Raw genomic sequence first — 24381 nt, 5'->3', positions numbered from 1 at the left:
TTCGGAGAATACCGGAGAGCTCTCCGATCACCACGGAGTTATGCTCCAGGCGTGTGCGCACGTCCCCTGCTGCCCGTCGTCGGGCAGCCCCAGCCCGAGCGGGCCGACGCCGCGCGCAACCGCCGGAAGATCATCGAGGTGGCCGCCGCGATGATCGCCGAGCGCGGCGCCGACGAGCTCTCGCTCGACGAGGTGGCCAAGGCCGCCTGCGTCGGGGTGGGCACCGTCTACCGGCGCTTCGGCGACCGCGCGGGGCTCGTCCTCGCGCTGATCGACGAGCGGGAGCGGCGCTTCCAGGCGGCGTTCCTGAGCGGCCCGCCGCCGCTCGGGCCCGGCGCGCCGCCGGCCGAGCGGGTCACGGCGTTCCTGCACGCGCTGGTCGATCGCATCGTCGAGCAGCAGGACCTGTTCCTGCTGCTGGAGAACGGGCCGGGCAAGGTGCGCTACAGCGGGCCGTACAAGGTGCATCAGGTGCATCTGGCGAGCCTGCTCGCCGCGGCCCGGCCGGCGGCCCACGCCGCCTACCTGGCCGACGCGCTGCTCGCGCCGGTCACCGCCTGGCTGATCAAGTTCCAGCGGGAGGAGCGGGGCATGACGGTGGAGGACGTCAAGGCCGGCCTCGCCGACCTGGCCGCCGCCGTCGTGCGGGGGCCCTAGTCCTCCGTACGGACCGTGAGCCGGTCGTCGCTCAGCCTGATCGTCAGCGTGGAGCCCGGCGGCACGTCCTTGGCCAGGCGCACGACCTCGCCCGACGGATGTTGCACGATCGCGTAGCCGCGCTCCAGCGTGGCCGCGGGCGACAACGCGACCAGGCGGGCCCGCAGGTGCGTGAGGTCGTCGGCGGCCCGGTCGAGCGAGCCGGTCAGCGAGCGCCTGGCCCGCTCCCGCAGCGCGTCGACCTGCTCGGCCCGGCGTTCGAGCTCGCGCACCGGATCGGCCAGCGACGGCCGCGAGCGCACCGACGTCAGCCAGGACAGCTCGCGGTCGAGCCAGCCGTTGAGCACCCGCCGCCCGCGGTCGCGCAGCTGGCGGATCAGCGCGAGCTGCTCGCCCACGTCGGGGACGACCTTCTTGGCGGCGTCGGTGGGCGTGGAGGCGCGTACGTCGGCCACCAGGTCGAGCAGCGGGCTGTCCTGCTCGTGGCCGATCGCGCTGACCACGGGGGTGCGGCAGGCGGCCACCGCGCGCACGAGCGTCTCGTCGGAGAAGGGCAGCAGGTCCTCCAGCGAACCGCCGCCGCGGGCCACCACGATCACCTCGACCTCGGGGTCGGCGTCGAGCTTGCGCAGCGCCTCGGTGACCTCCCCGACCGCGTACGGCCCCTGGACGGCCACCTCCTCCACCTTGAACCGCACGGCCGGCCAGCGGCGGCGGGCGTTCTCCAGCACGTCGCGCTCGGCGGCCGAGTCGCGCCCGCAGACGAGCCCGATCGTGCCCGGCAGGAACGGCAGCCGCCGCTTCCTGTCGGCGTTGAACAGCCCCTCGGTGGCCAGCAGCCGGCGCAGCCGCTCCAGCCTGGCCAGCAGCTCGCCCACGCCGACCGGCCGGATCTCCATCGCCGTGAAGGCGAACGAGCCCTTGTTGACCCAGAAGTCCGGCTTGACGTGCACCACGACCCGCGCGCCGTCGGAGGGACGCGGCTCGGCGGCCTCGTAAACGCCGCGCGGAGCCGTGACCCGGGCCGAGACGTTGGCCACCGGGTCACGCAGGGTCAGGAACACCGTGCCGCCGCGCGCGCTCAGATCGGTGATCTGGCCCTCGACCCACACCGTGCCGAGTCTGCCGATCCAGCCGCCCACCATCTGCAGGACCGTGCGGATCGGCAGGGGAGACTCGGGTGAGGTCTTCGAGGTCATGGCGGAAGACTACGGGTTCGCCGCGACTACTCCCCGGTCTGCAGCTTGGCCAGCCGGTTCTCGAACATGCGGACGACCTCGTCGCGGGCCTGGGTGGCGCGCTCGTAGGCGAGGTAGTCGCCGATCTGCTCGGCGGACTTGCCGCGCATCCTGGCCCGCAGCGAGGCCACGGTCAGCTCGGAGTAGCCGGGCAGCGGCTCGGCCAGGTCGTCCGGGACGACCTTGGGCTCCGCCACGGGGGCGGCCGGCTCGGTGACGGCCTCCGCGGCGGCCTTGAGCACGCCGTCCTGGGACGCGGCGGCGGCCGCGGGCTCCTCGGTGACCTCGGTGACGGCGGCGGGCTCGGCGGCGGCCTTGGCGGCCTTCGTCGCCTTCGCGGGCTTGGCCGGCTTGGCGGTCGTGGTGGTCGCGGCGGCCTTCGTGCTCTTGGCGGTCTTCGTGGCCTTGGCGGCCCTGGCGGGCTTCGCGGCGGGCTCGCCCGCGGGCGCGACCTCAGCCACGACGTCCGGCTCGACCTCGGCGGCCGGCTTGGCCTCGGCGGCCTTGGTCTCGGCAGTCGGCTCGACCTCGGCGGCGGGCTCGGCCTCCGTCGGCGCGTCGGCCTTCGCCGGGGCCTCCGTGTCGGCGGCGGCTTCCGGCTCGGGCTCGGTCGTCGCCTTGGATCCGGTCGACGGCTTCGGCTCGGTCGTCGCCTTCGGCTCGGTCTCCGGCTTCGGCTCGGTCTCCGGCTTGGTGGCGGTCTTGCCAGCGGGGGCGAAGATGACCGGGTCCGGCTTGCTCTTGGCCGACCCGTTGGGCGCGGCCTCAGGGCGCGGCGTGAAGATGACCGGCTCCTTGCGCGCCGGCTTCTCCTCCTCGGCCGGGGGAGCGGCGACCTGCGCGGCGGCGGAGGGACGGGACTCCTGCTCCTCCTCCTGCTCCTCCTTCGTGCCGAGCCCCTTGATGGAGTTCTTCACCCGGTCCACCACCAGCAGCGCCTGCCCGGCCGCGCTGAGCGTGGTCTGGACGACGAGCAGCGGCAGGTCCTTGGCCTTCTCCTTGAGTTCGTCCTTGTTGGTAACGGTTCTGGCGATGTTGCGTATCACGTCGCTGAGGGACATGACGTCTCCCTGGGAGGTCTGTATTGGACGGCCAGTCTGGCAAACGGCGGGCGACCACGCACGCGCAGCCCTGATGGCCGCTCCACGTAGCATAAGAAGTATGGAGCCCCAGACCCCCACTTCCCGCCGAGTACTCGTAGCCAAGCCGCGCGGCTACTGTGCCGGAGTCGATCGAGCCGTGGTAGCGGTCGAGAAGGCTTTGGAGCAGTACGGCGCGCCGGTCTACGTCCGCAAGCAGATCGTGCACAACACCCACGTCGTCAAGACGCTGGAGGCCAGGGGCGCCATCTTCGTCGAGGAGACCGAGGAGGTGCCCGAGGGCGAGATCGTGGTGTTCTCGGCCCACGGCGTCTCGCCGGCCGTGCACGAGGAGGCCAGGCAGCGGGGCCTGCGCACCATCGACGCCACCTGCCCGCTGGTCACCAAGGTGCACAACGAGGCCAAGCGGTTCGCCGCCCAGGACTACGACATCCTGCTCATCGGGCACGAAGGCCACGAAGAGGTCGAGGGCACCTCGGGCGAGGCCCCCGACCACATCCAGCTCGTCGACGGCCTCGACTCGGTCGAGAAGGTCCAGGTGAAGGACCCTGACAAGCTCGTGTGGCTGTCGCAGACCACCCTGTCGGTCGACGAGACCACCGAGACGGTCGCCCGCCTCAAGGAGCGCTTCCCCACCCTGATCGACCCGCCGAGCGACGACATCTGCTACGCCACCCAGAACCGGCAGGTCGCGGTGAAGGAGATCGCCGCCGAGGCCCAGCTCGTGATCGTGGTGGGGTCGGAGAACTCGTCCAACTCCAAGCGCCTGGTCGAGGTGGCCAAAGACTACGGCGCCGAGGCCGCGTACCTGGTGGACAACGCCGGCTTCATCCAGGACGAATGGCTCGACGGCGTCACCACGGTCGGCGTGACCAGCGGCGCGTCGGTGCCGGAGGAGCTGGTCGACGAGGTGCTCGCGCGGCTGGCCGGGCACGGCTTCGGCGACGTGCGCGAGGTCGAGTCGGTGCCGGAGAGCATGCGCTTCGCGCTCCCGCACGAGCTGCGCAAGGACCTTCGCGTGTCCTAGTCGTCGCCGCGCGGGGTGCCGTAGACCTTGGGCTCGAAGTAGCCCTCCGGCTCGGGCACGAACGGCTGGCGCGGGCGCGGCATCTCCGCGCCCGCCTTCAGCTCCTCGCGCAGCTCCCGCACGTTGTCGCGCAGGCCGCGCCGCCAGGCGACGGCCAGCACGACCGCCGAGCCGGCGAACAGCCAGGGGGCGCCGCGGGTCAGCGAGCCGTACAGGCCGAGGGCCAGCGACTGCATGATCGACACCGAGCCGAACGCGCGTCCGAGCTCGACGAAGAGCGTCGCGCAGAAGAACACCAGCGGCGGCGTGACCACCAGCGACAGCAGCTCGCGCTTGTTGACCAGGAGCACGCCGAGCAGGCTCGACACCACGAACGCGGCCCCCACCAGGTAGGACAGGCCGAGCACCGCGGTCAGGACATAGCCCGCCAGGGTGGCGACCAAGGTGAGCGCGATGGCGCCGCGAGCGGTCAGCCTGACGCCAGAACGCCTGCCCTTCTCTGCCACTGTCCCACCCCCGTTTACGGCGACCCGCCTGCCAACTTACCGTTCGAGTGCGAAATCAGAGACGTGGTTTCGAGCAGTTCGGGCGAGGCCAGGGGTCTCGGCAGCCCTTCGAGCATGTCCGGGGCGTCCAGATCGCCGTCCACGACGCCCAGATCGTTGAGTTTGCGTGCGGTGACCAGGACGCGGCTTTCAAGCGAACCGACCGACTTGTTGTACGCCTCCACCGCCCGCGTCAGCGCCTTGCCCAGCGACTCCACGTTCCTGCCGAGGGACGACAGCCGCTCGTACAGCTCCTTGCCCAGCTCGAACACCGCCCGCGCGTTCTCGCTCAGCGCGGCCTGCTGCCAGGCGTAGTGGGCGGTGCGCAGCATCGTGATCAGCGTCGTCGGGGTGGCGATGTGCACCCGCCGCGCCATGGCGTACTCCAGCAGCGCGGGGTCGCGTTCGAGCGCGGGCGCGAGGAACGCCTCGCCCGGGATGAAGAGCACCACGAACTCCGGCGAGGGGTTGAACCCCTGCCAGTACGCCTTGGCCGCCAGTCGGTCGACGTGCTCGCGGACGTGCCTGGCGTGCGCGTCGAGCCGGACGGTGGCCAGCGACTCGTCGCCCGCCTCGGCCGCCTCCAGGTAGGCCGCGAGCGAGACCTTGGAGTCGACCACGATGTTCTTGCCGCCGGCCAGCCTGACCACCATGTCGGGACGCATCGCGCCCTCGACGACCTGCTCCTCGAAGTCGCAGTGGCGCTGCATCCCGGCGATCTCGGCCACCCGGCGCAGTTGCAGCTCGCCCCACCGCCCGCGCGCCTCGGGCCGCTGCAGGGCCCTGACCAGCGCGGTCGTCTGCGAGCGCAGCTGCTCGTTGCTCTGCTGCACGAACTCCATCTGCTTGGCCAGCTCCGCCCGCGCCGCCCGCTGCCCGGCCTCGGTGTCGCGAAGCTGCGACTCGACCCGCGCGAGCGCGTCCTTCAGCGGCTCGACCAGGTGCTCGACGGCCTGCCTGCGCTGGTCGAGATCGCCGGCGGCCTCGGCGCGGCTGGCCGACAGCCGGGTCTCGGCCAGTTCGAGGAAACGCACGTTGTTGACGTCGAGGGCGCGCGTGGACAGGGCCTGGAACCGTTCGGCGAGCTGTTCCTCGACGTAGACCAGCTTCTCGGCGGCCGACCTGGCCCGCGCGTCGGCCTCGGCCACCCGCACCGCCGCGCGGGTCCTGGCGACCAGGAAGCCGACGAGGAGTCCGAGGGCGAGTCCGATGAGCAGCGAGACGACATCCACTCCAACGATGATTGCAGCACATCGCGTCGGGATCTTCCCGACACGCTTGCGGAATCCGCTTGTGCGCCGACTGATCCGTCACGCACAGTATTGGGATGGCTACCGGTACGAGGCTCGCCGTCGCCGTGTCCGCGGTGTCGGTCGCCCTGATCGCCCTGGCCGGAGCCGTGATCACCGGTCCCGGGGCCGAGGGGCCGGCGGCCACCCGTCCGACCCTGCGCTGGACGCCCGGCGCCTGCGTCACCGACCGCTACGCGCTGATCCCCTGCAACGGCGGCGACTTCGAGGTGCTGGCCGTCGCCCACGACCCGCCGCGGCCCGCCGACTGCCCCGACGACACCGACGACGTGCTGCGCATCGGCCTGGGCCGCACGGCCTGCGTGCGGTCCTTCCTGGCCCCGCACGCCGGCGTGCCCGGTGGTGGCGGCGGCCTGCTCAGGCCCGGCGACTGCGTGGCCCTCGACGGACGGGAACGCCCGTGCGCGGGCACCGGCTGGTACGGCAGATCCATCGCGATCGCCTCGACCGCCGACGAATGCCCCTCGACCACCCTCGACACGCTCGAAAGCGGAGCGAACGTCGTCTGCCTGGGCCCCGGCGGTCAGGTGCTCGCCGAGGGCGCGTGCGTGGTCAGACCGCCCGCCGACGTCGTCGCCAGGTCGGCCGTGACCAGGGCCGCCTGTGACTCGTCGGCGGCCTGGGCCCGCGTCGTCTCCTTCGAGAGCACGCCAGCGGCCTGCCCGGCCGGCGTCCAGCGCTACCTGCGCGCGGCGGCCGGGACCTACCGTCCGGTGACCTGCCTGCACCTGCTCAGCAAGTAAACTCGCTGTCCGTGAGCCTTTCCATCGGCATCGTCGGCCTGCCCAACGTCGGTAAGTCCACGCTTTTCAACGCGCTGACCAAGACCGGCAACGCACTCGCCGCGAACTACCCGTTCGCCACCATCGAGCCCAACGTGGGGATCGTGGGCGTGCCCGACGACCGCCTGCCCAAGCTGGCCGAGATCTTCGGCTCGGCCCGTATCCTGCCCGCCAAGGTGGAGTTCGTCGACATCGCGGGCCTGGTCAAGGGCGCCTCGGAGGGGCAGGGCCGGGGCAACCAGTTCCTCGCCAACATCCGCGACACCGACGCGATCTGCCAGGTCATCCGCGTCTTCGGCGACCCCGACGTCACGCACGTCGACGGCGAGATCTCTCCCAAGCGGGACATCGAGACCATCAACACCGAGCTGATCATGGCCGACCTGCAGACGGTGGAGAAGGCCGTGCCGCGCCTGCAGAAGGAGGCGCGCAACAACAAGGACAAGAAGGCGGCGCTGGAGGCCGCCGAGGCCGCGCTGGCCGTCCTGGAGACCGGCAGGACCATCTTCGAGAGCGGCCTCGACCGGGAGGAGCTGCGCGAGCTCCACCTGCTCACCGCCAAGCCCTTCCTCTACGTCTTCAACCTCGACGCCGACGAGCTGACCGACACCGCGCTCAAGGAGCAGCTGTCGGCCATCGTCGCGCCGGCCGAGGCCGTCTTCCTCGACGCCAAGATCGAGTCCGAGCTGGTCGAGCTCGACGAGGAGGAGGCCCTGGAGTTGCTCCAGTCGGTCGGCCAGGAGGAGTCGGGCCTGCGCCAGCTCGCCCGGGTCGGCTTCGAGACGCTGGGCCTGCAGACCTACCTGACCGCCGGCCCGAAGGAGACCAGGGCCTGGACGATCCGCAAGGGCGCCACGGCGCCCGAGGCGGCCGGCGTGATCCACACCGACTTCCAGCGCGGCTTCATCAAGGCCGAGGTGGTCTCCTTCGACGACCTGGTCGAAGTGGGCTCCATCGCCAGCGCCCGGTCCGCGGGCAAGGCCCGCATCGAGGGCAAGGACTACGTCATGCGCGACGGCGACGTGGTGGAGTTCCGCTTCAACGTCTGATCCGCCGGCCCGCGCTATCCGAGCAGCCCGCCGAGCAGGGCCGCGGGGCCGCCGCTGAGCGGGCCGCCGCCCCCGCTGAGCGGGCCCCCGCCGCCGTTGCCGGCGGGCTTCTTGTCGAAGTGGATCATCTCGTTCGTGTACGTGCCGCCCTGGCACACGGCCTTGCCGCGGCCGACGGGGGAGACCTTGCCGCCCGCCTCGGTGCACTCGCTGTCGGTGACCCAGGAGGGCGCGGCGGTGGCCGGGGAGGGCGCGCAGAGGGCGAACGCGGCGAGCGCGGCGGCGGGCAGGAGGGCGGCGGCGAGGCGACGCATCACATCAGTCCAATCACGGTGGGCTAACTTTCGCTACGCTAGGTTACCGGCGGATCGCCGTCGAAAGCCCATCGTCCGGATGACGAACGCGCAGGCCCCTCCGGGATTATGTGATTCCGGGACAACTGACGCGTCAACCACTTTGGGTCCCTACGCGTCGAATCGTCACGGCGTTCACGCTGACTCGGGAGGCCCTCATGATCCGACGCATCATCCGGAAACGACGTCCGGCGCCCACCCTCGCGGGCATCAGCCTGGAGGAGGAGCTGGCCCTGATCAGGGTCGAGCTCATGTACGGGTTGCGCGTCAACCGTGAGGCGTACCTGCGCAGGAAGGTCGACGAGCGCAACGAGCTGGCCAGCCGCATGCGGGAGCGGGACGCCGCCTCGATGCTCGCCGACCTGCGTGGGTCGCTGGAGCGCGCGGTGTCACCCACGGTCGTCGACCTGCACAGCCGTCGCCGGGCACGCGCGAGCCAGGACCCCGAGCCCGCCTGAGCCGAGACTGTCGTACCCCCAGAAGTGGTGCATAACACCCTCTGTCCTCCTCTCATGCCAAATGCGCAGGTCGTGAGCATCTATGCCTGTTTTGGACAGGTATCCATGTCTGCCGCGCTAGGCGGAAATGGGCGTCTGGCCTGGTCAAATGGTGATTCCGCCAGTAAGTGACGGGAACCGGCGCTGACGTCTGCCATACGGATCCGGTTTGCCGTCAGGGCGGTCATGCCTGCAGCATGGGCGTGGCTTTCCTGGAAGAATGGCGGGACCGGATAGGGTGACTACTTCACCGCGGATGATGGGGATCGGCAACGGACGACACCGCGCCAACCGGGGGGATCGGCGCGAGCGGAGGCGTGATGGCTCGTAGGTCTACCGTCCAGCACGATCCTCGGATCGCTGGCGAGCCCGAGCTTTCCGCGCGCCCGGACATGGCAGACTTCGACGCGCCGCCCTCGCGCAGGCCGCGTCGGGGCGGCTGGTCCGGTGGCGGCGGACGGTGGCTGGTTTGGGCCGGCCGCATCATTCTCTGGGCGCTTATTGTGGTTATCGTGGTGAATGGGATTCGTGCCCCATTTGAGCGGTTTACCCAGCAAGAGCCTACGACGACGAATGGCGCCGCCGTGGCGCACAAGGGATTCCCCGCTGACCAGGGCATGGCTTTCGCCGCCCAGTTCGCGGGGGTCTATCTGAATTTCAGCCCGGAAGACGCGGCCAGCCGCACCAGGAAGCTCGCCGCGTTCCTGGCCGAGGGCATGGACGCGCAGATGTGGTGGGACGGCTTCGGCAAGATGGCCGCCGTCGCGATCCAGCCGTACGACATCGAGGCGACCGACGCCCAGAACGCCGTGGTCAGCGTGGCCTTCCAGTCCGGGCCGCGCCGGCTCATGCTGTCGGTCCCGATCTACTACTCCGGCGACGACAACGGCAGGCGGTTCGTCATCGCGGGCCGTCCGGCGATCCTTCCCGCGCCGGCCCCCGCCGACCTGCCGCAGCTCGCGAAGCCGGAGACCGACGACGCGGCGGCGGCCGAGCTCAAGCCGCAACTGGAGGGCTTCTTCAAGGACTACGCCTCCGGCGACACCGCCGGGCTGCAGCGCTACGTGGCCGCCGGGAAGACCCTGCCGAGCTTCGGCAGCGCCTTCACCTTCGCGGAGCTGAAGGACATCGTGGTGCCTGTGGGGGGTGCCACCCGAGAGATCCAGGCGGTCGTGGTGTGGATCGTGCCCAACGGCGACGCTCCGGCCACGCCGAGCGCCACCGACCCCGCCGCCGTCGGCGGGCGGCTGGAGCAGGCCTACCGCCTCACCGTGGAGAAGCAGGGCGACAAGTGGTACGTCGCCGACATCCGCGGCGCTGGTCGGGCCGTTGGATAGACGCACGACCGCGCTGTTGTTCGGTACCCCCCGGGAGGACAAGAAGTGACGTTGAAGACCGTAGTGCTCACCTTGATCGAAATGTCGCCGTCGCCGTCGCCGACCGGCATTGACACCGGAGGGCTCGCCAACTTCCTGCGTGCCTTCTTTGCCCCGTTGTTCCTGGTAGTCGTCTCCGTGGTCGCGCTCTTCTTCCTCTTCACCCGCGAGATCACGCGTTTCGTCCAGTTCCTCATCCTGGCTGTGGCCATCGGAGTGATCTTCTACGTGCCCAACATCATCGAGGTGACGGCGAAGGCGATCGCGGGCGCTCTCGGCATCAAGTAAAGGGTTGAGACCGCTCCAGGGCGGTCATGTACGAGCGGGTGGAGAGGAGGACTGCGTGGACCTGCCCACGTATACGAACATCTGGCGCATCGAGAAGCGGCTCTACAAGCTCTACGACCTTCGCCTCCCGATGCCGCTCCCCATCGTCTGGATCGGCGTGTTCGTCGGGGTGTTCGTGCCGTGGTCGCTCCTGCTGATCCTGGTGGGCGTGCCGGTGGCCATGCCGTGGCACGTGTTGTTCCTGGTCCCGCCGGGGATCGTGACGTGGTTGTCCACGCGTCCCGTCATCGAGGGCAAGCGGCTCACCGAGCTTCTGGAGTCCCAGCTGCGCTACCTGGGCCAGCCCAAGGCCTGGTACCGGCTCGCGCCCACCTCCGAGCCTGAGGCGGTCACGTTCTCGGGGCGCATCTGGCGTACCACTCCGGTGCGGGTCAAGGCCAAGGCGGCGCGCAAGTCCCGCCAGCCGCAGCGCAAGCGTGAGGGTCAGCGGATCACGGGTCCGCGCCAGGTCCGTCCGGCCGTGGCCGCCGCGGCGGCGGCCGCCCAGCAGGCGCCGGTGGCGGAGGCGCGTACCGGGTGGGGGTCGCGTACCAGGCGGGGCACGGCGCCCGCGCTGGCGCCGCAGGCCCGCCGTCCCGCCCCCGCCTTCGGCCGGGACGTGCCGCTGGTCCTGGTCCCAGGGGATGAGAATGGACCGGCGCTGCCGCCGGTCGAGCACGACGTCGCCGCCGGAGAGCTGGCCAGCCGCGAGCTCACCGGCGGCGCCCTCCCGGCCCGCCCCCGCCGCGCCGCCCCCGACCGCCGCTCCGAACGCGACGCGCCCGGCCACGAGGCCGTGGGTTCCGAAGCTGCCGTTCCCGAGGCCGCCGTTCCCGAGGCCGCCGTTCCCGAGGCCGCCGTTCCTGAGGAGCGAGACGCCTCGGAGGCGGCGCAGCCGAGCGCGCGCAGGGGCTCCACGAGCAGGGCGTCGGGCGAGCGTACGGACTCCGGCAGGGCGTCGGATCAGCGTACCGACGCGGCTGCGGGCGAGGTACAGAGTGGTCGTGGGGCTGTCGTGCCGATCCGGTCGGCGGAGGGGCTCAGGCCCGTGGCCGGCAAGCCGATCGACACCGAGGCCCTGCGGCGGCTGCGCCGGCTCGCCGCCACCGCCGACGCGCCCGGTGAGGCGGCGGGTCGCGCGGAAGGCGAGCGCGGCGTCCCAGAGCGCCGCGACGACGTCACCGGACGTCGTGAGAGCACGGACGAGCGTCGCCAGGGTGTCGCCGGCCGTCCCGAAGGCGTGGGCCGCGAGGACGAGAACACGATCGCCCGCGACCAGCACAGGAAGGGGCAGCCGCCGCGGGTCGCGCCCGGGACGGTGATCCTGGGCGCCCAGCGTTCCTGGCCCCCGGTCGACCCCGACGCCAAGCCCCTCTCCGGCCCGCCCCTCCGCCTGGAGGGCCAGATCCCCACCCCCCACCCGCCCGCCGACAACCCACCGGCAGCCGAAGCCGGGCAGGTGAACGAACCCGGCCACGTGGGCGAAGCCGGGCAGGTGGGCGAGGGCGCGCACGTGGGAGAAAGCGTGCCCCTGGAAGAAAGCGCGCATGTGGGAGAAAGCGCGCGTTCGGGCGAGGGTGCGCGGACCAGCGCAGATGTCCCGACGGCCGAGGACGAGTCGGCAGGCGAAGGCGTTTTCGTCGAGGAGACCACTCCCGCCGCCGGCACAGACGCTCCGAGCCCCGACGTGCCCGACGCCGAACGGTCCTTCGAGACCACGCACGAGGCTTCCACCGAAGCCTCCGCCGAGGTCTCAGCCCCCGCCGAAGAGCCCGCTCGGGGCGAAGCCTCGGCCCACAGGGAAGCCTCCCCGCGCAGCGAAACGCCCGCTGGCGGCAAAGCCTCGGCCCGTAGCGAAGCCCGCGCTGGCAGCGAAGCCCGCGCTGGGAGCGAAGCTTCCGTTGGTGGCGAGGATGTTGCCGAGCGGCCGGTCTCCGGCGAGGGGCACGTGTCCTCCGGGCCGGTTGTCACCGGTGAGGAGGATGTCCCCGCTGGGCAGGGCACTCCCGACCGGAGGGCCGGTGCCGGGAGGCGGGCCGTTTCCGAGGGTGAGGATGCCGCCAGCGAGCAGGGGGCTGCCGTAGGGGTGTCTGCCGACGCGGGCGCGGTCGTCGAAGGGGCTGGGGTCGGACGTACGGAGGTGCCGGCCGATCGGTCCGAGGGCGATGGGGGCGTACCGGACGAGCAGGCCAAGCCTTCCGAGGCGTACGGCGAGCCCGGGCGGGACGTGGCGGCGCGGCGGCGGCCCGCCGGCGGCCTGCCAGGTGACAGGGTCGGCGACCGACCGGGTGACAGGGCCGGCGACCGACCAGGGGACGGGGTCGGCGGACGGCCAGGGGACAGGGCGGGCGGGCTCGTGGCGCCTGTGCCGGTTCCCAGGCCCGGTGAAGGCGGCAGGCCCGCCGAGGGACGGGTGCGCAGGGTCGAGTCCGTGGTGGGCCGGGACTCCGGCGGTTGGCGCCGGATCGCCCAGGTCGTGGTGGGCGGAGGCGGCGTACGCACCGACGGGTCCGAGATCGACGAGGCCAGGGCCAGGGCCGTGTTCGGCGGCAGCAGGCGGATCGTGGTGCTCGGCTGCACCGGCGGCGCGGGCCAGTCCACGACGGCGCTCATGCTCGGCCACACCTTCGCCACCTACCGCGACGACCGGATCGTCGCGGTCGACGCCAACACCGGCGGCACCACGCTGACCAGCAGGATCGAGCCCGAGACGCCGGAGACCCTCACGTCGCTGCTGTCCGGCCTCGACCAGGTCAGCGGCTACCTGACGATGCGGGGCTTCACCACCCGTACCGCCTCCGGCCTTGAGGTGATCTCGGCCGACACCGACGCGGGCGCCGAGCAGCGGCTCGCCGACCGCAGCTTCTTCTCCGACCACCGACTGGGCGAGTCGATGCGCCTGCTCGACCGCCACTACAAGCTGTCGGTCATCGACCCGGCCGCCGCGCTCGCGGCCCGCATCCTGCCGTACGCCGACCAGCTCGTGCTGGTGGTCCCGGCGAGCGAGGAGGCGGCCGAGGCGGTGGCGATGACGTACGAATGGCTCGACGGGCACGGCTGCGGCGAGCTGCGCAGGCGGGCGGTGATGGTCGTCAACGGCGTGAGCAGGCGGTCGATGGCCGACGTCGAGCAGGCGGAGGCGGTGGCCAGAGGCAGATGCCGGGCCATCGTCAGGGTCCCGTGGGAGGACGGCCTGGCGCCCGGCGGCGCGGAGATCGTCGACCCCGGTCAGTTGCGCGCGGCCGGACGGCGGGCCTACCTCGCCCTCGCCGGCGTCGTGGTTGCAGGCTTCGCGGTACAGGCACACGGACAGGCCGTCCGACCGAGCGAAGAGGAGTTGGCGAGTGACCCCCCGGGCACGAGAATCGGTGAGCGTTAAGTGAACATGCGAGCAGGTCTGGCCCGTTCATGCGCCGAGGGGGCGGCATGAGCAGGGCGTCCCGAGCGCACCAGCGTCTCGCGGTCCGCTACTTCGACGACCGCATCCTGCTCACGGACACCTGCGCGTGGGCGTACTTCCGGCTTCCGACGGTCAGCTACGAGTTCGTCACGCCGGAGGAGCGCGAGGCGCTGGCCACCAACGTCACGATCGCGCTGGCCGCGATCAGGATGCCCGACGCCGAGGTCCACCTGCGGGTCGCGCACCGCACCTACCCGGCGGCCGAGTGGGCGATGGCGCTCAACGCCACCTCCGACGAGGGGCCGGGCTGGCGCGACTACCTGGAGGAGATGTACCGGCACGTCTGGGCGAAGGACTTCTGGTCGAAGGAGGTCTACCTGGGCGTCCGCCTCGGGCCGCGCGGCAAGCAGCTCGGCAGCGGCGTGCTCGCCCAGCTCCTCGGCTTCTACCAGAAGACCGAGAAGGCGCTCGGCATGGAGGACGACCACGTCCCGGACAGCGAGATCGGCCGCTGGACGGAGTCGGCCGAACGGCTGGGCCGGGCCCTGGCCTCCAGCGCCCTGTACGCCAGGCACGCCACGTCCGTCGAGGTGGCCTGGCTGTTCCAGCACGCCGCCGCGGGAGCGGTCGGCGACCCGCCGCCCTCGGCCAGCCCGAAGCGGCGCTGGGGCAAGGGCGAGATCGAGTCGCTGGTCGAGGGCGAGATCCACAACGGCAGGTCGCTGCTGCGGATCGTGCAGCCGCAGGGCGACTCGTACGTGGCCCACCTGTCGTTCGCCCGCTTCCCCGACCTCATGCCGTTCCCGGACGGCGAGCCGTGGATGCACTTCGCCGACCAGCTGCCCTTCCCGGTGGAGATCTCGTCCAGGATGCGGCTGATCCCGCCGGTCAAGGCGTCGAAGGACGTCGCGCGCAAGCTGGCCCACGCCCGCGACATGGACCACCACATCCGCGAGGCGGGCGCCGAGGCGCCGATCGCGCTGGCCGAGCAGATCGACGCGGCCCGCATGCTCGAACACGGCATCACCAAGGAACGACTGCCCTTCGTGTACGGCTGGCACCGCCTGATCGTCTCGGCCCCCACGGAGGACATCTGCGTGCAGCGGGTGGAGGCGGTCGTCGAGCACTACCGTGACATGGGCATCGACGTGGTGAACTCGACCGGCGACCAGTTCTCGCTGTTCTGCGAGACGCTGCCGGGCGAGAAGGTGCGCGTCAACGCCTACGCCCAGCGTCAGCCGCTGCGGACGATCGCGGGCGGCATGGCCACGGCCACCGTCGACCTCGGAGACCGGCTCGACGACGGCAGCGAGGGCTGGCTCGGGCCGTACATCGGGGAGACGGTCGGCAGGGCGCGCAGCATCGTGCACTTCGACCCGCTGCTGGCCGCGAGCCGCAACCGGCCGACCGCCATCGCGATCACCGGCGAGCCGGGCGGCGGCAAGACCACGCTCGCGCTGCTGATGATCTACCAGATGGCGCTGCGCGGGGTCACGGTCGCGGTGATCGACCCGAAGGGCGACGCCGAGTCGCTGGTCCAGCTCCTGGAGAAGCGCGGGCGCAAGGCCAGGGTGATCCCGCTGGGCTCGGCCGCGCCGGGGCTGCTCGACCCGTTCTCGTTCGGCGACGACATCGCGGCGAAGAAGACCATGGCGACCGAGACGCTGCGGCTGCTGCTGCCCCGCATGTCGGAGGAGCGCGAGTCGGCCATGATCCAGGCCGTGGCCGCGGTCTCCAACGGCTCCGACCCGTCGCTGGGCAAGGTGGTCGACTACCTGGAGCAGGCCGACGACCCGGCCTCCAAGAACCTGGGCGCGGTGCTGCGTTCGATGTCGGAGATGCACCTGGCCAGGCTCTGCTTCGACCCCTCGGGCGGCGACCAGATCGACAGCGAGGGCTGGACCACCGTGTTCACCCTGGGCGGCCTGACGCTGCCCGACGTCGCCACGACCAGGGACGACTACTCCTACGAGCAGCGGCTGTCGGTGGCCCTGCTCTACCTGGTCTCGCAGTTCGCCCGCAGGCTGATGAACGGCCTCGACCGGCGGGCCCCCAAGGCGATCTTCCTGGACGAGGCGTGGGCGATCACCTCCACGCCGGAGGGCGCCAAGCTGGTCCCCGAGGTCAGCCGCATGGGCCGGTCCAGGAACACCGCGCTCGTCCTGGTCTCCCAGAACGCCGGAGACCTGCTGAACGAGCAGGTGACCAACTGTCTGTCCTCGGTGTTCGCGTTCCGTTCCACCGAAAGGGTGGAGGTGGACCACGTCATGTCGCTGCTCGGCGTGGAGCCGTCGGAGGAGCACAAGGCCGTGCTGCGCTCGCTGGGCAACGGCGAATGCGTATTCCGTGATCTGGATGGCAGAGCCGGGCGCATCGGAGTAGACCTGATCTCCGAAGAACTGCTCCGCTGGCTCGACACGAACCCGACACACGACAAACCAGACGGTGGCGGGCATGATGATCTTCGAGGGGGCGTGGGCAGGGCGCAGGAGGTACGGTCATGAAGATCCGACTATCCCGACGACTGGCGCTGGCGCTCGCGCTCGTGAGTGCCGTCCTCGTGGTTCCGCTGGTGGTGGGCGGTCTCTCCACGCCCGTCGCCGCGGCGCCCTGTGACCTGTCGGGGCCGCTCAACCCCGAGATGATCGGCGGCGGCACCGACGGCATGATTCAGCCGCCGCCTCCCGCGGGCGGCGTCCAGGCCCCGACGACGAACTACGGCCAGTTCGGCATGGCCGGCCAGTTCTGGCAGACCCACGGGCTCGGCTGCTCCGACTACGTCGCCGTGCTCGGCAACATGTGGGCCAACGGCGTCTTCACCGCGGCCAAGGCCATCGACCGGCTGACGATCACGACGTACCAGGCGGCCGCGACGGAGGGACCGCTCCAGTCGATCAAGGACGTCGTCGACGACATCGTCCAGAACCTGTCCGAGGCCATGTACTGGCCGTTCCTGCGGCCGATCGTGATCCTCGGCGCGATCTGGCTCGCCTGGTACGGCCTGATCCGCAAGCGGGCCACCACCACCGCCGAAGGCGTGATCTGGATGGTCCTCGCGGTCACCGCGGCCGTGTGGTTCTTCAGCAGGCCCGGCGACTTCACCGGGCTCGGCAAGGTCGTGACCGACAAGACGGGCGAGGTGGTCAACTCCGCCTTCTCCGGCCTGCCGGGCGCCGGCGGCGCGTCCTGCCTGCCGCCACCCGGCCAGACGAACCCGCAGGTCAAACCGGGCGGTTACGGCCAGGTCGGCACGGCCGGCGTCGACCAGAACGCCGACGCCCTGTGGTCCACGCTGGTCTGCAAGCCGTGGCTGGTGGGCATGTTCGGCACCGCCGACCCGCAGCAGCCGATCGTGCGCGACTTCGGGCGCAAGATGCTGGAGACCCAGTCGATCGCCCCCGCCGTGGCCGGCCAGCCCGCCCCCGACATCGCCGCCCACCAGGCCGAGTACGCCAAGGTCGCCGAGCTGCTCAAGAACGACTCCCGCTACACCGTCTTCTCCGGCCGCGACTGGTCGAGCAGGCTCGGCGTGGCCGTCGGCGCGCTCATCGCGGCGGTGGTGGCCGGGTTGCTGATCTTCCTGGTGGCGGTCTCGCTGCTGGTGCTCAAGGTGGGCTTCCTGCTGCTGTTGATACTCGGGCCGGTGTTCCTGCTGGTCGGCGTGCATCCGGGCAGCGGGCGCATCATCGCCATGCGGTGGGTGGAGATGCTCGTCGGCACGCTGCTCAGGCAGGCGGTGCTGACGCTCGTGCTCAGCGTCCTGGTCTACGGGTACGCGCTGATCATCTCCACGGCCATGCCCTGGGGGCTCCAGGTGCTGTTCATGGCCCTGCTGACGATCGCGGTGTTCTTCTACCGGCGTCCGTTCCAGCACCTGTTCGCGTCCTTGAGCGGCCACACGGTCACCACCCGCATGCTCGGCGACGCCGCGAGCTCGCCCGTCCTGGAGCGGGCCGCGAACGTGTTGCCGCCGGTCGCCGGGGCCAAGCTCGGCCGGTGGGGCCTGCGCAAGGCCGAGCCGCTCATCAGGGCGGCGGCGGCCGGCAGCGGGGCGGGCGCGGCGGCCGGCGCCGCGGTCGCCCAGGCGCGGATGCGCGGCGAGGAGGGCGAGGGCGTCTCGGCCGGCACCCGGATGCCGGTGGCGGCCGCGCCGCTCGACACCGACCAGCACGGCGGCAAGGCGGGGGCCCGGCCCCCGCTCGAACCCCGCAGGGGCACCGCGCCCCCGCTCAATCTCGGCGGCCAGGCCGGCCGGACGCGCCCCGCGACGGCCGGCGGCGCCCGCGGCGGCTCCGGTGGCGCGGCGGCGGGCGGCACCGCGTCCGGGGGCATGGCCGCCGGAGCCACGACCTCCGGCGGCGGTTCCGGCGGCGGTTCCAGCAGTGGCGGCGGTGGCTGGTTCGGCGGGCGGTCGGGCGGCGGATGGGCCTCGCGTGGTGGTGGTTCTGGCGGCTCGCGCAACGGGTCGTCGGGCGGCTCGCGAGGCTCCCGGTTCGGCGGGTCCGGCGGGTCGGGTGGCTCGCCGTCCTCGGGGTCGCGTGGCTCCGGTGGGGGGCTGTTCGGCGGTGGCGGGTCCAGGAACGGTGGCGGGTCCAGGTCCGGAGGGGCCGCGTCCCGGCCGTCCGGCGCGTCGTCGGGGTCGAGGATCTTCGGCTCGGACGAGCCGTCGTCCCGCTCGTCCGAGGCGCCGCCGCTGTGGCTGCGCGGCAGCGGCAACGGCGGTTCGGGTGACGATCCGTCGGTGCCCTTCTGGCTCAAGCCCAACCGCGGCAAGGACTGACCATGGCTCAGTCCGGTGACAAGCGCGGGCTGGCCTTCGCCGCCATCGTCGTGGTCATCGCCGCGGTCGGCGTCTACCTCACGATGTGGCCGAGCTCGGACGATCCGCCCGAGCAGGCCCCGGCCACGGGCACGACGTCCGCGTCCGCGCCCACGGCGGCCAGCAAACCGCTGGCCACGGCCAGCGCCGCGCCGTTCGACGTCTACTCGTACCTGCCGATGAAGAAGGAGCAGCTGGCCGCGGCGGCGGACCTCGCCGAGCGCTTCACCGCCGTCTACGGCACCTTCAGGTACGACGAGGACCCGGCGGCGTACGCCACGAGGGTCAAGACGTTCACCACCGCCGAGCTGGGCAACATCCTCGCCCGGACGCTCACCTCGGCGGGCACCGTCCAGCAGAACCGCGACGACCAGATCGTCTCCCAGGCCACGGCCAGGCTGAAGGAGATCAGGCAGATCGAGAAGACCTCCATCGTGTTCGTCGTGACCGAGACCAGGCAGGTCACCGCGAAGAGCGGCAACCGGCAGGACGTCGAGGACCTGGCGGTCACGGTGAGCCAGCTCGGCGCCGACTGGCGGATCTTCGACGTGCTGCCCGCCACCGAGGGCCAGGACGGGGACAGCTAGCGGTGAAGTCCTCCCGAACCCGCCTGGCGCTGCTGCTCGGTCTCGCCGGGATCCTGCTGCTGGCCGCGATCATCATCTCGCCGATGCTGCTGGTCACGATGCCGTCCTTCCTGAACGGCGGCGGCGAGGGCTCGGTCGACTGCGAGGGCGGCACCCAGGTGCAGGAGGTGTCCGACTCGGGCGCCGCCGACATCCCGGGCGACTACCTCGACCTGTACAAGAAGTGGGGCAAGAAGATCGGCGTCCAGTGGACCATCCTGGCCGCCGTGGGCAAGCGCGAGACCGACCACGGCCGTTCCGACCTGCCCGGCGTCAAGAGCGGCACCAACTACGCGGGCGCGGCCGGCCCGATGCAGTTCCTGATCTCGACCTGGGGCGGCAAGGCGCAGATCCCGATCTCCTCGACGTTCAACGGGTACGCCTCCGACGGCGACGGCGACGGCGTGGGCGACGTCTACAACCCGGCCGACGCCATCCTCGGGGCCGCCAAGATGCTCAAGCGCAACGGCGCTCCCGAGAACGTCCGGCGGGCCCTGTTCACCTACAACCGCGCCTGGTGGTACGTCGACCAGGTCGAGGAGATCGCCAGGAAGTATGCCAAGTCGGGTGAGGTGGAGGTGCCGCCGCAGGCCGCCGAGGAGTGCGACGACCCCCTGGTGGCGGCCGCGCCCAGCGACGTCGTGGCCAAGATCCTGCAGTTCGCGCTGGCGCAGCGCGGAAAGCCGTACCTGTGGGGCGGCACCGGGCCGGACGCGTTCGACTGCTCGGGCATCATCTACGCGGCCTACCGGGCCGCCGGGCTGAGCATCCCGCGCACCACGTTCACGCAGTGGCCGTTCGGGGTGAAGGTGTCAGCGGGCGAGGAGGAGCCCGGTGACCTGGTGTTCTTCAACGCCGGGCCGGGCACGTCGGCCGACAATCCGGGTCATGTCGGGCTGGTCGTGTCGAAGGGCAAGATGCTGGAGGCCCGGTGCACGCTCTGCGGGCCGATCAAGGTCACGAGCTACCAGGCGCGCGACAACAAGGTGGGCTTCACCCGTCCCCTGCAGAACCCCGATGTGCTCGACCAGCTCAAGAAGCTGCAGAATCCCGCACTATGAGGATGACGAACGCATGAGCACGATCGTGGTCGCGGCGGTGATCGTCGCCCCCGGCGGCAGGGTGCTGGCCGCGCAGCGCGCCGCGCCGGCCGCGCTGGCCGGGGGCTGGGAGTTCCCCGGCGGCAAGGTGGACCCGGGGGAGAGCGAGGTGGCCGCGCTGGTTCGGGAGTGCCGCGAGGAGCTCGGCGTGGAGATCGCGGTGGGCGCGCGCGTGGGCGAGGACTGGGCGCTGTCGGACGGGTACGTCCTGCGCGTCTGGCTGGCCACGCTCACCTCCGGCACGCCCGAGGCCCGTGAGCACCTGGCTCTTCGCTGGCTCGGGCCGGGGGAGTACTACGACGTGGAGTGGCTGGGCGCCGACCTGCCGATCATGAAGACCGTGGAGAGTCTGCTTCAGCAGGATTAGACCGTCTCTCTCTGTGACATAACGATTACTACACGTGATTTGTCGCAGTGGGGGAGTGGAGTGATGCGGCGTGGCTGGATCCTTTCTGGAGCGCTGATCCTGGTGGCGTTGCCCTCCGTCCCCGTGGCGGCGGCGGGGGTGACGCTCGTGCTCGAACGCGTGAGCGGCCCCGAGGGTGTGGGCCAGTGGATCAGGACGGGTGACGTCCAGCGTTTCAGGGTCCGGCTCAACGGGATGGGCAAGGGGGCCAGGGTTGCGGTGGCGACCAGTCCGGCGGCGGCGTTGTCGGGGGTGGCGTGCCCGTCGCCCTCCGGTGCTTCCCGGCTGTCGGCCGGTGGGGTTGAGGGGTCCGAGGGTTCCGAGGCTTTTGGTGGGGTTCCGGCGTCCGCTGGGGATCCCGTATCGGGGCCGTGGAGCCCCGGAGGTGCGACGGATCCGAATGCCGGGGCGTTCCAGGAGGAACCGGAGGGCCCGGATGGCCCGGAGGCGTGGCGGCCGGCGCCGGGCCGGCGCCTGACCCGCGCGGAGGCCGGTCGCGGCGCGCCGCGCGCCGAGGGCGGTCGGAACGCGCCGCAGATGGGTGCGGACCGGGAGGCGGCACAGTTCGGCCCGGGCGCGCCGTGGGCTGAAGCCGGTCACGGCGCGTCGTGGGCTGTGGGCGGTCGGGGAGTGTCGCGGGCCGAGGGCGGTCAGGGCGTGTCGCGGGCCGAGGACGGTCGCGGGATGTCCCGGGCTGAGAGTGGTCGGGGCGTTCCTCGGGTTGAGGGTGGTTGGGGTGTGCCGCGGGCTGAGGGTGGTCAGGGGGCGTCTCGGGCTGAGGGGGGGCAGGGGATGTCTCAGGCCGAGGGTGGTCGAGGGATGCTGCTGCCGGTTGAGGGTGGGCCGGGTGGGGGGCAGGTCGGTGGGGGGCGGCAGGCGGCCGGGATGCTGGCCGCGCGGGCGCTGGCCGGCGTGGAGGGCTCGGCCTCCGATGGCGGTACGCTGCCCGGCGCGCGCGTCTGCGCCCTTGGGCCGATCTTCGGGGAGCGGGCGCTGGACGTGACCTTCCAGGCGCCCGAGGGGGCCAAGGAGGTGGTGCTCGCGGCGGTGGCCAGGATGCGGACGCCCTCCGGTGGGCTGACCACCATCAACAGGACCACGTCCATGCAGGTCGCCGAGGAGATGCCGCGCGAGACCGCCACGATCAGCGGTCAGGCGGTGCCCGTTCCGGCCACGGCCCCACACAAGCGGAGGCGGCCGGGCCGGCAGGTGACAGGCGGACAGGGGCAGCAGGCGGGGGCCGCCGGGCTCCTCGCGGGGACGGGCGGAGGCGTCGCCGGGCTGGCGCCGGGGGTGGGTGGAAAGACGCGAGGCGGCCTTCCCGGCCTGACCGGTACGACGGCGGGAAGGGGCGGCGGCGGGGGCGTGGCGCGGGCGCCGCGTCAGGGAAGCGCGGGCGGAACCCTGGGGGCGTTCCCGCGTGCGGGAGGCGTGGGCCAGGGCCTCGCCCCTGGAACGACCGGCCGGGCGCCCACCGGCGCCCGGGGGACGGCACGAACCCGGGGGACGGCACGAAACGGCCTCCCCGGCGGCCTGACGGCGGGCAGCGTGCCTGGTGGCGCGGCGGGCGGCCTGTCCAGCGGACTCACGGGGCGCCTGCCAGGTGGCGCGGCGGGCGGCTTGTCGAGCGGACTGACGGGGCGTCTGCCTGGCGGTGCCTCGGGCGGCTTGCCGGGTGGAGTGGCGGGGAGCCTGGCAGGCGGTGCGACAGGGGGTGTGCCGGGCGGTGTGAGCGGGAGTCTGCCTGGTGGCGTGACGGGAAGCATGCCCGGTGGTGCCGTCCAGAAGGGACTGCCTGGTGGTGCGGCGCACGGAGGGCTGTCCGGCGCGGCAGGGCTGGCGCAGGGCGGGGTGCCGGGGATGACCCATCAGAGCCTGCCCGGCGGCATGCCACCGGGGAGTGTGGCCGGAGGGGTGGCGCCGGGGAGCGTTGCCGGGGGGGTGGCGCCGGGAGGCGTGGCCGGGGGCATGGTGCCCGGGGGTGTCGCCGGAGGCATGGTCCCGGGAGGTGTCGCCGGGGGTGTGGCGCAGGGGGGCGTCGGTGGCGGGGTGCAAGGGGGAGTGGTTCCCGGCGGCGGGGCGGTGAGTCTGGCGCCGGAGTCGGGGGCCGGGGCGCCGTGGCCGGTGCAGGTGGTGGAGGCGCGGAAACCGGTTCGTCCGGTCGCGTACACCAGCCCGCTGGACGGGCCGCGCGGCTTCTCGCTGGTCATCGGGGCGATCGGCGTCCTGCTGGGGGCCTTGTGGCTGGTTACGCGAGCAAAACGCCGCCATAAGCCGCGAAACGGATGGTAATTCCGTCTTTACTGTTGCTTTGACCCGACTAGTATTCCCTTGACCATGGTTCCGGGACTATGCGGAGGGCTCCGGTGGCACGCACGCGAGCGACGGCCGTGTCCGCGATCGTCCTAGCGCTCGGGCTCACGGGCGTCGGCGTGGCCCCCTTCGTCGGTCAGAGCGCGAGCGCCTCGGTCAGCCGCGCGGCGTTCGACCCGGCGGTGGAGCCGTGCGACGCGGGCCAGACCTGTGATCCGCAGACCACGGTCACGGTCACGACGACGTTGGGCACGCCCACGCCGGAGGAGGCTCCGGAGACGACGATCACGCACACCGTCACCGCGAGCCCGACGAAGACCACGAAGGCCCCGAAGCCGCCCAAGACCACCACGGCCCCCACGCCCCCGCCCGTCCAGGAGACGACGCAGCAGCCGCTGGCGCCCCTGCCCACCGCGCAGACCACGGCCGGTCCGCTGCCCACGGAGCAGACGACGGAACCGTCCGTCGAGATGCCGTCCGTCGCGCCGACGGACCCGCCCGCCACGACCGCCCCGCTGACCGCCGACACCGCCCCGACCACGGACTCCGTCCAGCTTGAGGTGCGCGCAGCCGCGCCGGAGTTCGACCAGAAGTCGCTGACGCAGAAGCTCAGCATCCCCGCGCTGGTGCTGGTCCTGCTCGCGCTGTTCGCGGTGCTCATCTTCGAGGGACGGCTGCGCCGCATGGCCCACGCGGCGGCCGTGCGCAAGGCGGGCCCCCCGATGGCCGGCTCCCCGATGGGCCGCCCGGACGCGCCGCCGCCCGGCTACCCCGCCGGACCCGGTTACGCCACGGCGTCCTTCCCCGCCCCCGGCTACCCGGGAGGAACGGCGTACGCGCCGATCATCAGCTTCGTCCCGATCCAGACCTACCCGGCCGGTCAGCCCGGCTACGGCCCGGCCCACCACGACCCGGCCTACCACGACCCGTACGGGCCCCAGGGCGGCTACCCGCCCGAGCCGGCGCCGACCGTGCCCGCCACCATGCCCGCCAACATGCCCGCGACCGCGCCCGAGCCCGTCGTGCTGCACCCGGACGAGTTCGACTCCTACAACGAGCCGCCGCAGCCCGCCCAGGACTACCGTGACCCGTTCGAGCCGCTGATCCCGGCCGAGCAGCCGCCGGCCGAGATCCCCCCGGGCGGCGGGAAGCCGTACGAGGACGAACGCGAGTTCCCGCTCGCCCCGGCGGCGGCGGCCGAGAGCGGCGACTCCGAGCCCTGGCAGCAGGGCCCGTCCCTGTTCGAGCCGAAGCAGCCGGTCCAGCCCCGCCCGCCGGTGCGACCGCAGGCCGAGCAGCCGGAGCCGCCGGAGGGCTACCGGCCGCCGCCGTACCTGCCGCCGGAGGGGGACGCCGCGACGGTCGTCCAGCCGTTGCCGCCGCAGCCCCCGGAGGGCGCCACCAAGGAGATGCAGGACCCCAAGCACCGGAAGAAGCGCTGGGGCCGCAAGTAGCA

At 72.2% G+C, this 24381-nt stretch carries 19 protein-coding genes; 14 read left to right on the top strand and 5 right to left on the bottom strand.

The window, feature by feature from the left end; all coding sequences use genetic code 11:
- Positions 1–51: 51 nt before the first annotated feature.
- On the top strand, positions 52–657 hold the full coding sequence (locus AB0C33_RS32705; RefSeq protein ID WP_358294446.1) for a helix-turn-helix domain-containing protein: 606 nt from the start codon (positions 52–54) through the stop codon (positions 655–657).
- Here AB0C33_RS32705 and xseA read toward each other — a convergent pair.
- Both xseA and AB0C33_RS32695 read right to left on the bottom strand, forming a co-directional pair.
- Positions 654–1856 carry an exodeoxyribonuclease VII large subunit gene (gene xseA / locus AB0C33_RS32700; RefSeq protein ID WP_358294445.1) on the bottom strand — a complete coding sequence of 401 codons (1203 nt, stop codon included), beginning with the start codon at positions 1854–1856 and terminating at the stop codon, positions 654–656. The genes AB0C33_RS32705 and xseA overlap by 4 nt on opposite strands.
- A gap of 26 nt (positions 1857–1882) precedes the next feature.
- Positions 1883–2956 carry a hypothetical protein gene (locus AB0C33_RS32695; protein ID WP_358294444.1) on the bottom strand — a complete coding sequence of 358 codons (1074 nt, stop codon included), beginning with the start codon at positions 2954–2956 and terminating at the stop codon, positions 1883–1885.
- A 100-nt stretch (positions 2957–3056) separates the two neighbouring features.
- On the opposite strand from AB0C33_RS32695, the gene AB0C33_RS32690 reads away from it, so the two are divergent.
- Positions 3057–4022: a 4-hydroxy-3-methylbut-2-enyl diphosphate reductase gene (locus AB0C33_RS32690; RefSeq protein WP_358294443.1), complete on the top strand. Its 966-nt coding sequence runs from the start codon at positions 3057–3059 to the stop codon at positions 4020–4022.
- Here the strand turns inward: AB0C33_RS32690 and AB0C33_RS32685 are convergent.
- Entirely contained in the window at positions 4019–4528 is a 510-nt protein-coding gene (locus tag AB0C33_RS32685; RefSeq protein WP_358294442.1) for a DUF6542 domain-containing protein, read from the bottom strand. The two genes, AB0C33_RS32690 and AB0C33_RS32685, sit on opposite strands and share 4 nt — an antisense overlap.
- A gap of 14 nt (positions 4529–4542) precedes the next feature.
- Positions 4543–5808, bottom strand: coding sequence for a DNA recombination protein RmuC (locus tag AB0C33_RS32680; RefSeq protein WP_358294617.1), 1266 nt, complete (start codon positions 5806–5808; stop codon positions 4543–4545).
- Between the two features lie 86 nt (positions 5809–5894).
- On the opposite strand from AB0C33_RS32680, the gene AB0C33_RS32675 reads away from it, so the two are divergent.
- Together AB0C33_RS32675 and ychF are read left to right on the top strand one after the other, a co-directional pair.
- Positions 5895–6620 carry a hypothetical protein gene (locus tag AB0C33_RS32675; protein WP_358294441.1) on the top strand — a complete coding sequence of 242 codons (726 nt, stop codon included), beginning with the start codon at positions 5895–5897 and terminating at the stop codon, positions 6618–6620.
- 11 nt (positions 6621–6631) lie between these two features.
- Positions 6632–7708: a redox-regulated ATPase YchF gene (gene ychF / locus AB0C33_RS32670; RefSeq protein ID WP_352352936.1), complete on the top strand. Its 1077-nt coding sequence runs from the start codon at positions 6632–6634 to the stop codon at positions 7706–7708.
- A 14-nt stretch (positions 7709–7722) separates the two neighbouring features.
- Here the strand turns inward: ychF and AB0C33_RS32665 are convergent, their stop codons facing one another.
- On the bottom strand, positions 7723–8022 hold the full coding sequence (locus AB0C33_RS32665; RefSeq protein ID WP_358294440.1) for a hypothetical protein: 300 nt from the start codon (positions 8020–8022) through the stop codon (positions 7723–7725).
- A 197-nt stretch (positions 8023–8219) separates the two neighbouring features.
- Between AB0C33_RS32665 and AB0C33_RS32660 the strand changes: the two genes are divergently transcribed.
- The 10 genes from AB0C33_RS32660 to AB0C33_RS32615 all read left to right on the top strand — a co-directional run bounded on the left by AB0C33_RS32660 (position 8220) and on the right by AB0C33_RS32615 (position 24379).
- Positions 8220–8519 (top strand): hypothetical protein, encoded by a 300-nt coding sequence (locus AB0C33_RS32660; RefSeq protein WP_352325459.1) that lies wholly within the window; start codon positions 8220–8222, stop codon positions 8517–8519.
- Between the two features lie 623 nt (positions 8520–9142).
- Positions 9143–9895, top strand: coding sequence for a conjugal transfer protein (locus AB0C33_RS32655; RefSeq protein ID WP_352352933.1), 753 nt, complete (start codon positions 9143–9145; stop codon positions 9893–9895).
- 81 nt (positions 9896–9976) lie between these two features.
- Positions 9977–10222, top strand: coding sequence for a hypothetical protein (locus tag AB0C33_RS32650; RefSeq protein WP_352325464.1), 246 nt, complete (start codon positions 9977–9979; stop codon positions 10220–10222).
- 55 nt (positions 10223–10277) lie between these two features.
- Positions 10278–13640 (top strand): TcpE family conjugal transfer membrane protein, encoded by a 3363-nt coding sequence (locus tag AB0C33_RS32645; protein WP_358294439.1) that lies wholly within the window; start codon positions 10278–10280, stop codon positions 13638–13640.
- 47 nt (positions 13641–13687) lie between these two features.
- Positions 13688–16165, top strand: coding sequence for an ATP-binding protein (locus tag AB0C33_RS32640; protein WP_358294438.1), 2478 nt, complete (start codon positions 13688–13690; stop codon positions 16163–16165).
- Positions 16162–18441, top strand: a complete 2280-nt coding sequence (locus tag AB0C33_RS32635; RefSeq protein WP_358294437.1) for a type IV secretion system protein — start codon at positions 16162–16164, stop codon at positions 18439–18441. The genes AB0C33_RS32640 and AB0C33_RS32635 overlap by 4 nt, the downstream gene beginning before the upstream one ends.
- A 2-nt stretch (positions 18442–18443) precedes the next feature.
- Entirely contained in the window at positions 18444–19067 is a 624-nt protein-coding gene (locus AB0C33_RS32630) for a hypothetical protein (RefSeq protein ID WP_352352929.1), read from the top strand.
- Between the two features lie 2 nt (positions 19068–19069).
- A complete protein-coding gene (locus AB0C33_RS32625) occupies positions 19070–20167 on the top strand; it encodes a bifunctional lytic transglycosylase/C40 family peptidase (protein ID WP_358294436.1) in 1098 nt (365 codons plus the stop codon).
- A gap of 13 nt (positions 20168–20180) precedes the next feature.
- Positions 20181–20573 (top strand): (deoxy)nucleoside triphosphate pyrophosphohydrolase, encoded by a 393-nt coding sequence (locus AB0C33_RS32620; protein WP_358294435.1) that lies wholly within the window; start codon positions 20181–20183, stop codon positions 20571–20573.
- Between the two features lie 2405 nt (positions 20574–22978).
- Complete coding sequence (locus AB0C33_RS32615) at positions 22979–24379, top strand: hypothetical protein (RefSeq protein ID WP_358294434.1); 1401 nt, start codon at positions 22979–22981, stop codon at positions 24377–24379.
- Positions 24380–24381: the final 2 nt, after the last annotated feature.

This window comes from Nonomuraea sp. NPDC048881 (assembly GCF_040649795.1).
In the GTDB taxonomy this organism is placed as follows: Bacteria; Actinomycetota; Actinomycetes; order Streptosporangiales; family Streptosporangiaceae; genus Nonomuraea.
Note: the sequence above shows the minus strand (reverse complement) of the source record. Positions and strands in the feature narration are given on the sequence as shown.

Excerpts from the sequence above, each read along its gene's own strand:
- xseA (WP_358294445.1), bottom strand. The coding sequence starts at position 1,856 with ATGACCTCGAAGACCTCACCCGAGTCTCCCCTGCCGATCCGCACGGTC.
- AB0C33_RS32695 (WP_358294444.1), bottom strand. The coding sequence starts at position 2,956 with ATGTCCCTCAGCGACGTGATACGCAACATCGCCAGAACCGTTACCAAC.
- AB0C33_RS32690 (WP_358294443.1), top strand. The coding sequence starts at position 3,057 with ATGGAGCCCCAGACCCCCACTTCCCGCCGAGTACTCGTAGCCAAGCCG.
- AB0C33_RS32675 (WP_358294441.1), top strand. The coding sequence starts at position 5,895 with ATGGCTACCGGTACGAGGCTCGCCGTCGCCGTGTCCGCGGTGTCGGTC.
- AB0C33_RS32665 (WP_358294440.1), bottom strand. The coding sequence starts at position 8,022 with ATGCGTCGCCTCGCCGCCGCCCTCCTGCCCGCCGCCGCGCTCGCCGCG.
- AB0C33_RS32660 (WP_352325459.1), top strand. The coding sequence starts at position 8,220 with ATGATCCGACGCATCATCCGGAAACGACGTCCGGCGCCCACCCTCGCG.
- AB0C33_RS32650 (WP_352325464.1), top strand. The coding sequence starts at position 9,977 with ATGTCGCCGTCGCCGTCGCCGACCGGCATTGACACCGGAGGGCTCGCC.
- AB0C33_RS32640 (WP_358294438.1), top strand. The coding sequence starts at position 13,688 with ATGAGCAGGGCGTCCCGAGCGCACCAGCGTCTCGCGGTCCGCTACTTC.
- AB0C33_RS32635 (WP_358294437.1), top strand. The coding sequence starts at position 16,162 with ATGAAGATCCGACTATCCCGACGACTGGCGCTGGCGCTCGCGCTCGTG.
- AB0C33_RS32630 (WP_352352929.1), top strand. The coding sequence starts at position 18,444 with ATGGCTCAGTCCGGTGACAAGCGCGGGCTGGCCTTCGCCGCCATCGTC.
- AB0C33_RS32620 (WP_358294435.1), top strand. The coding sequence starts at position 20,181 with ATGAGCACGATCGTGGTCGCGGCGGTGATCGTCGCCCCCGGCGGCAGG.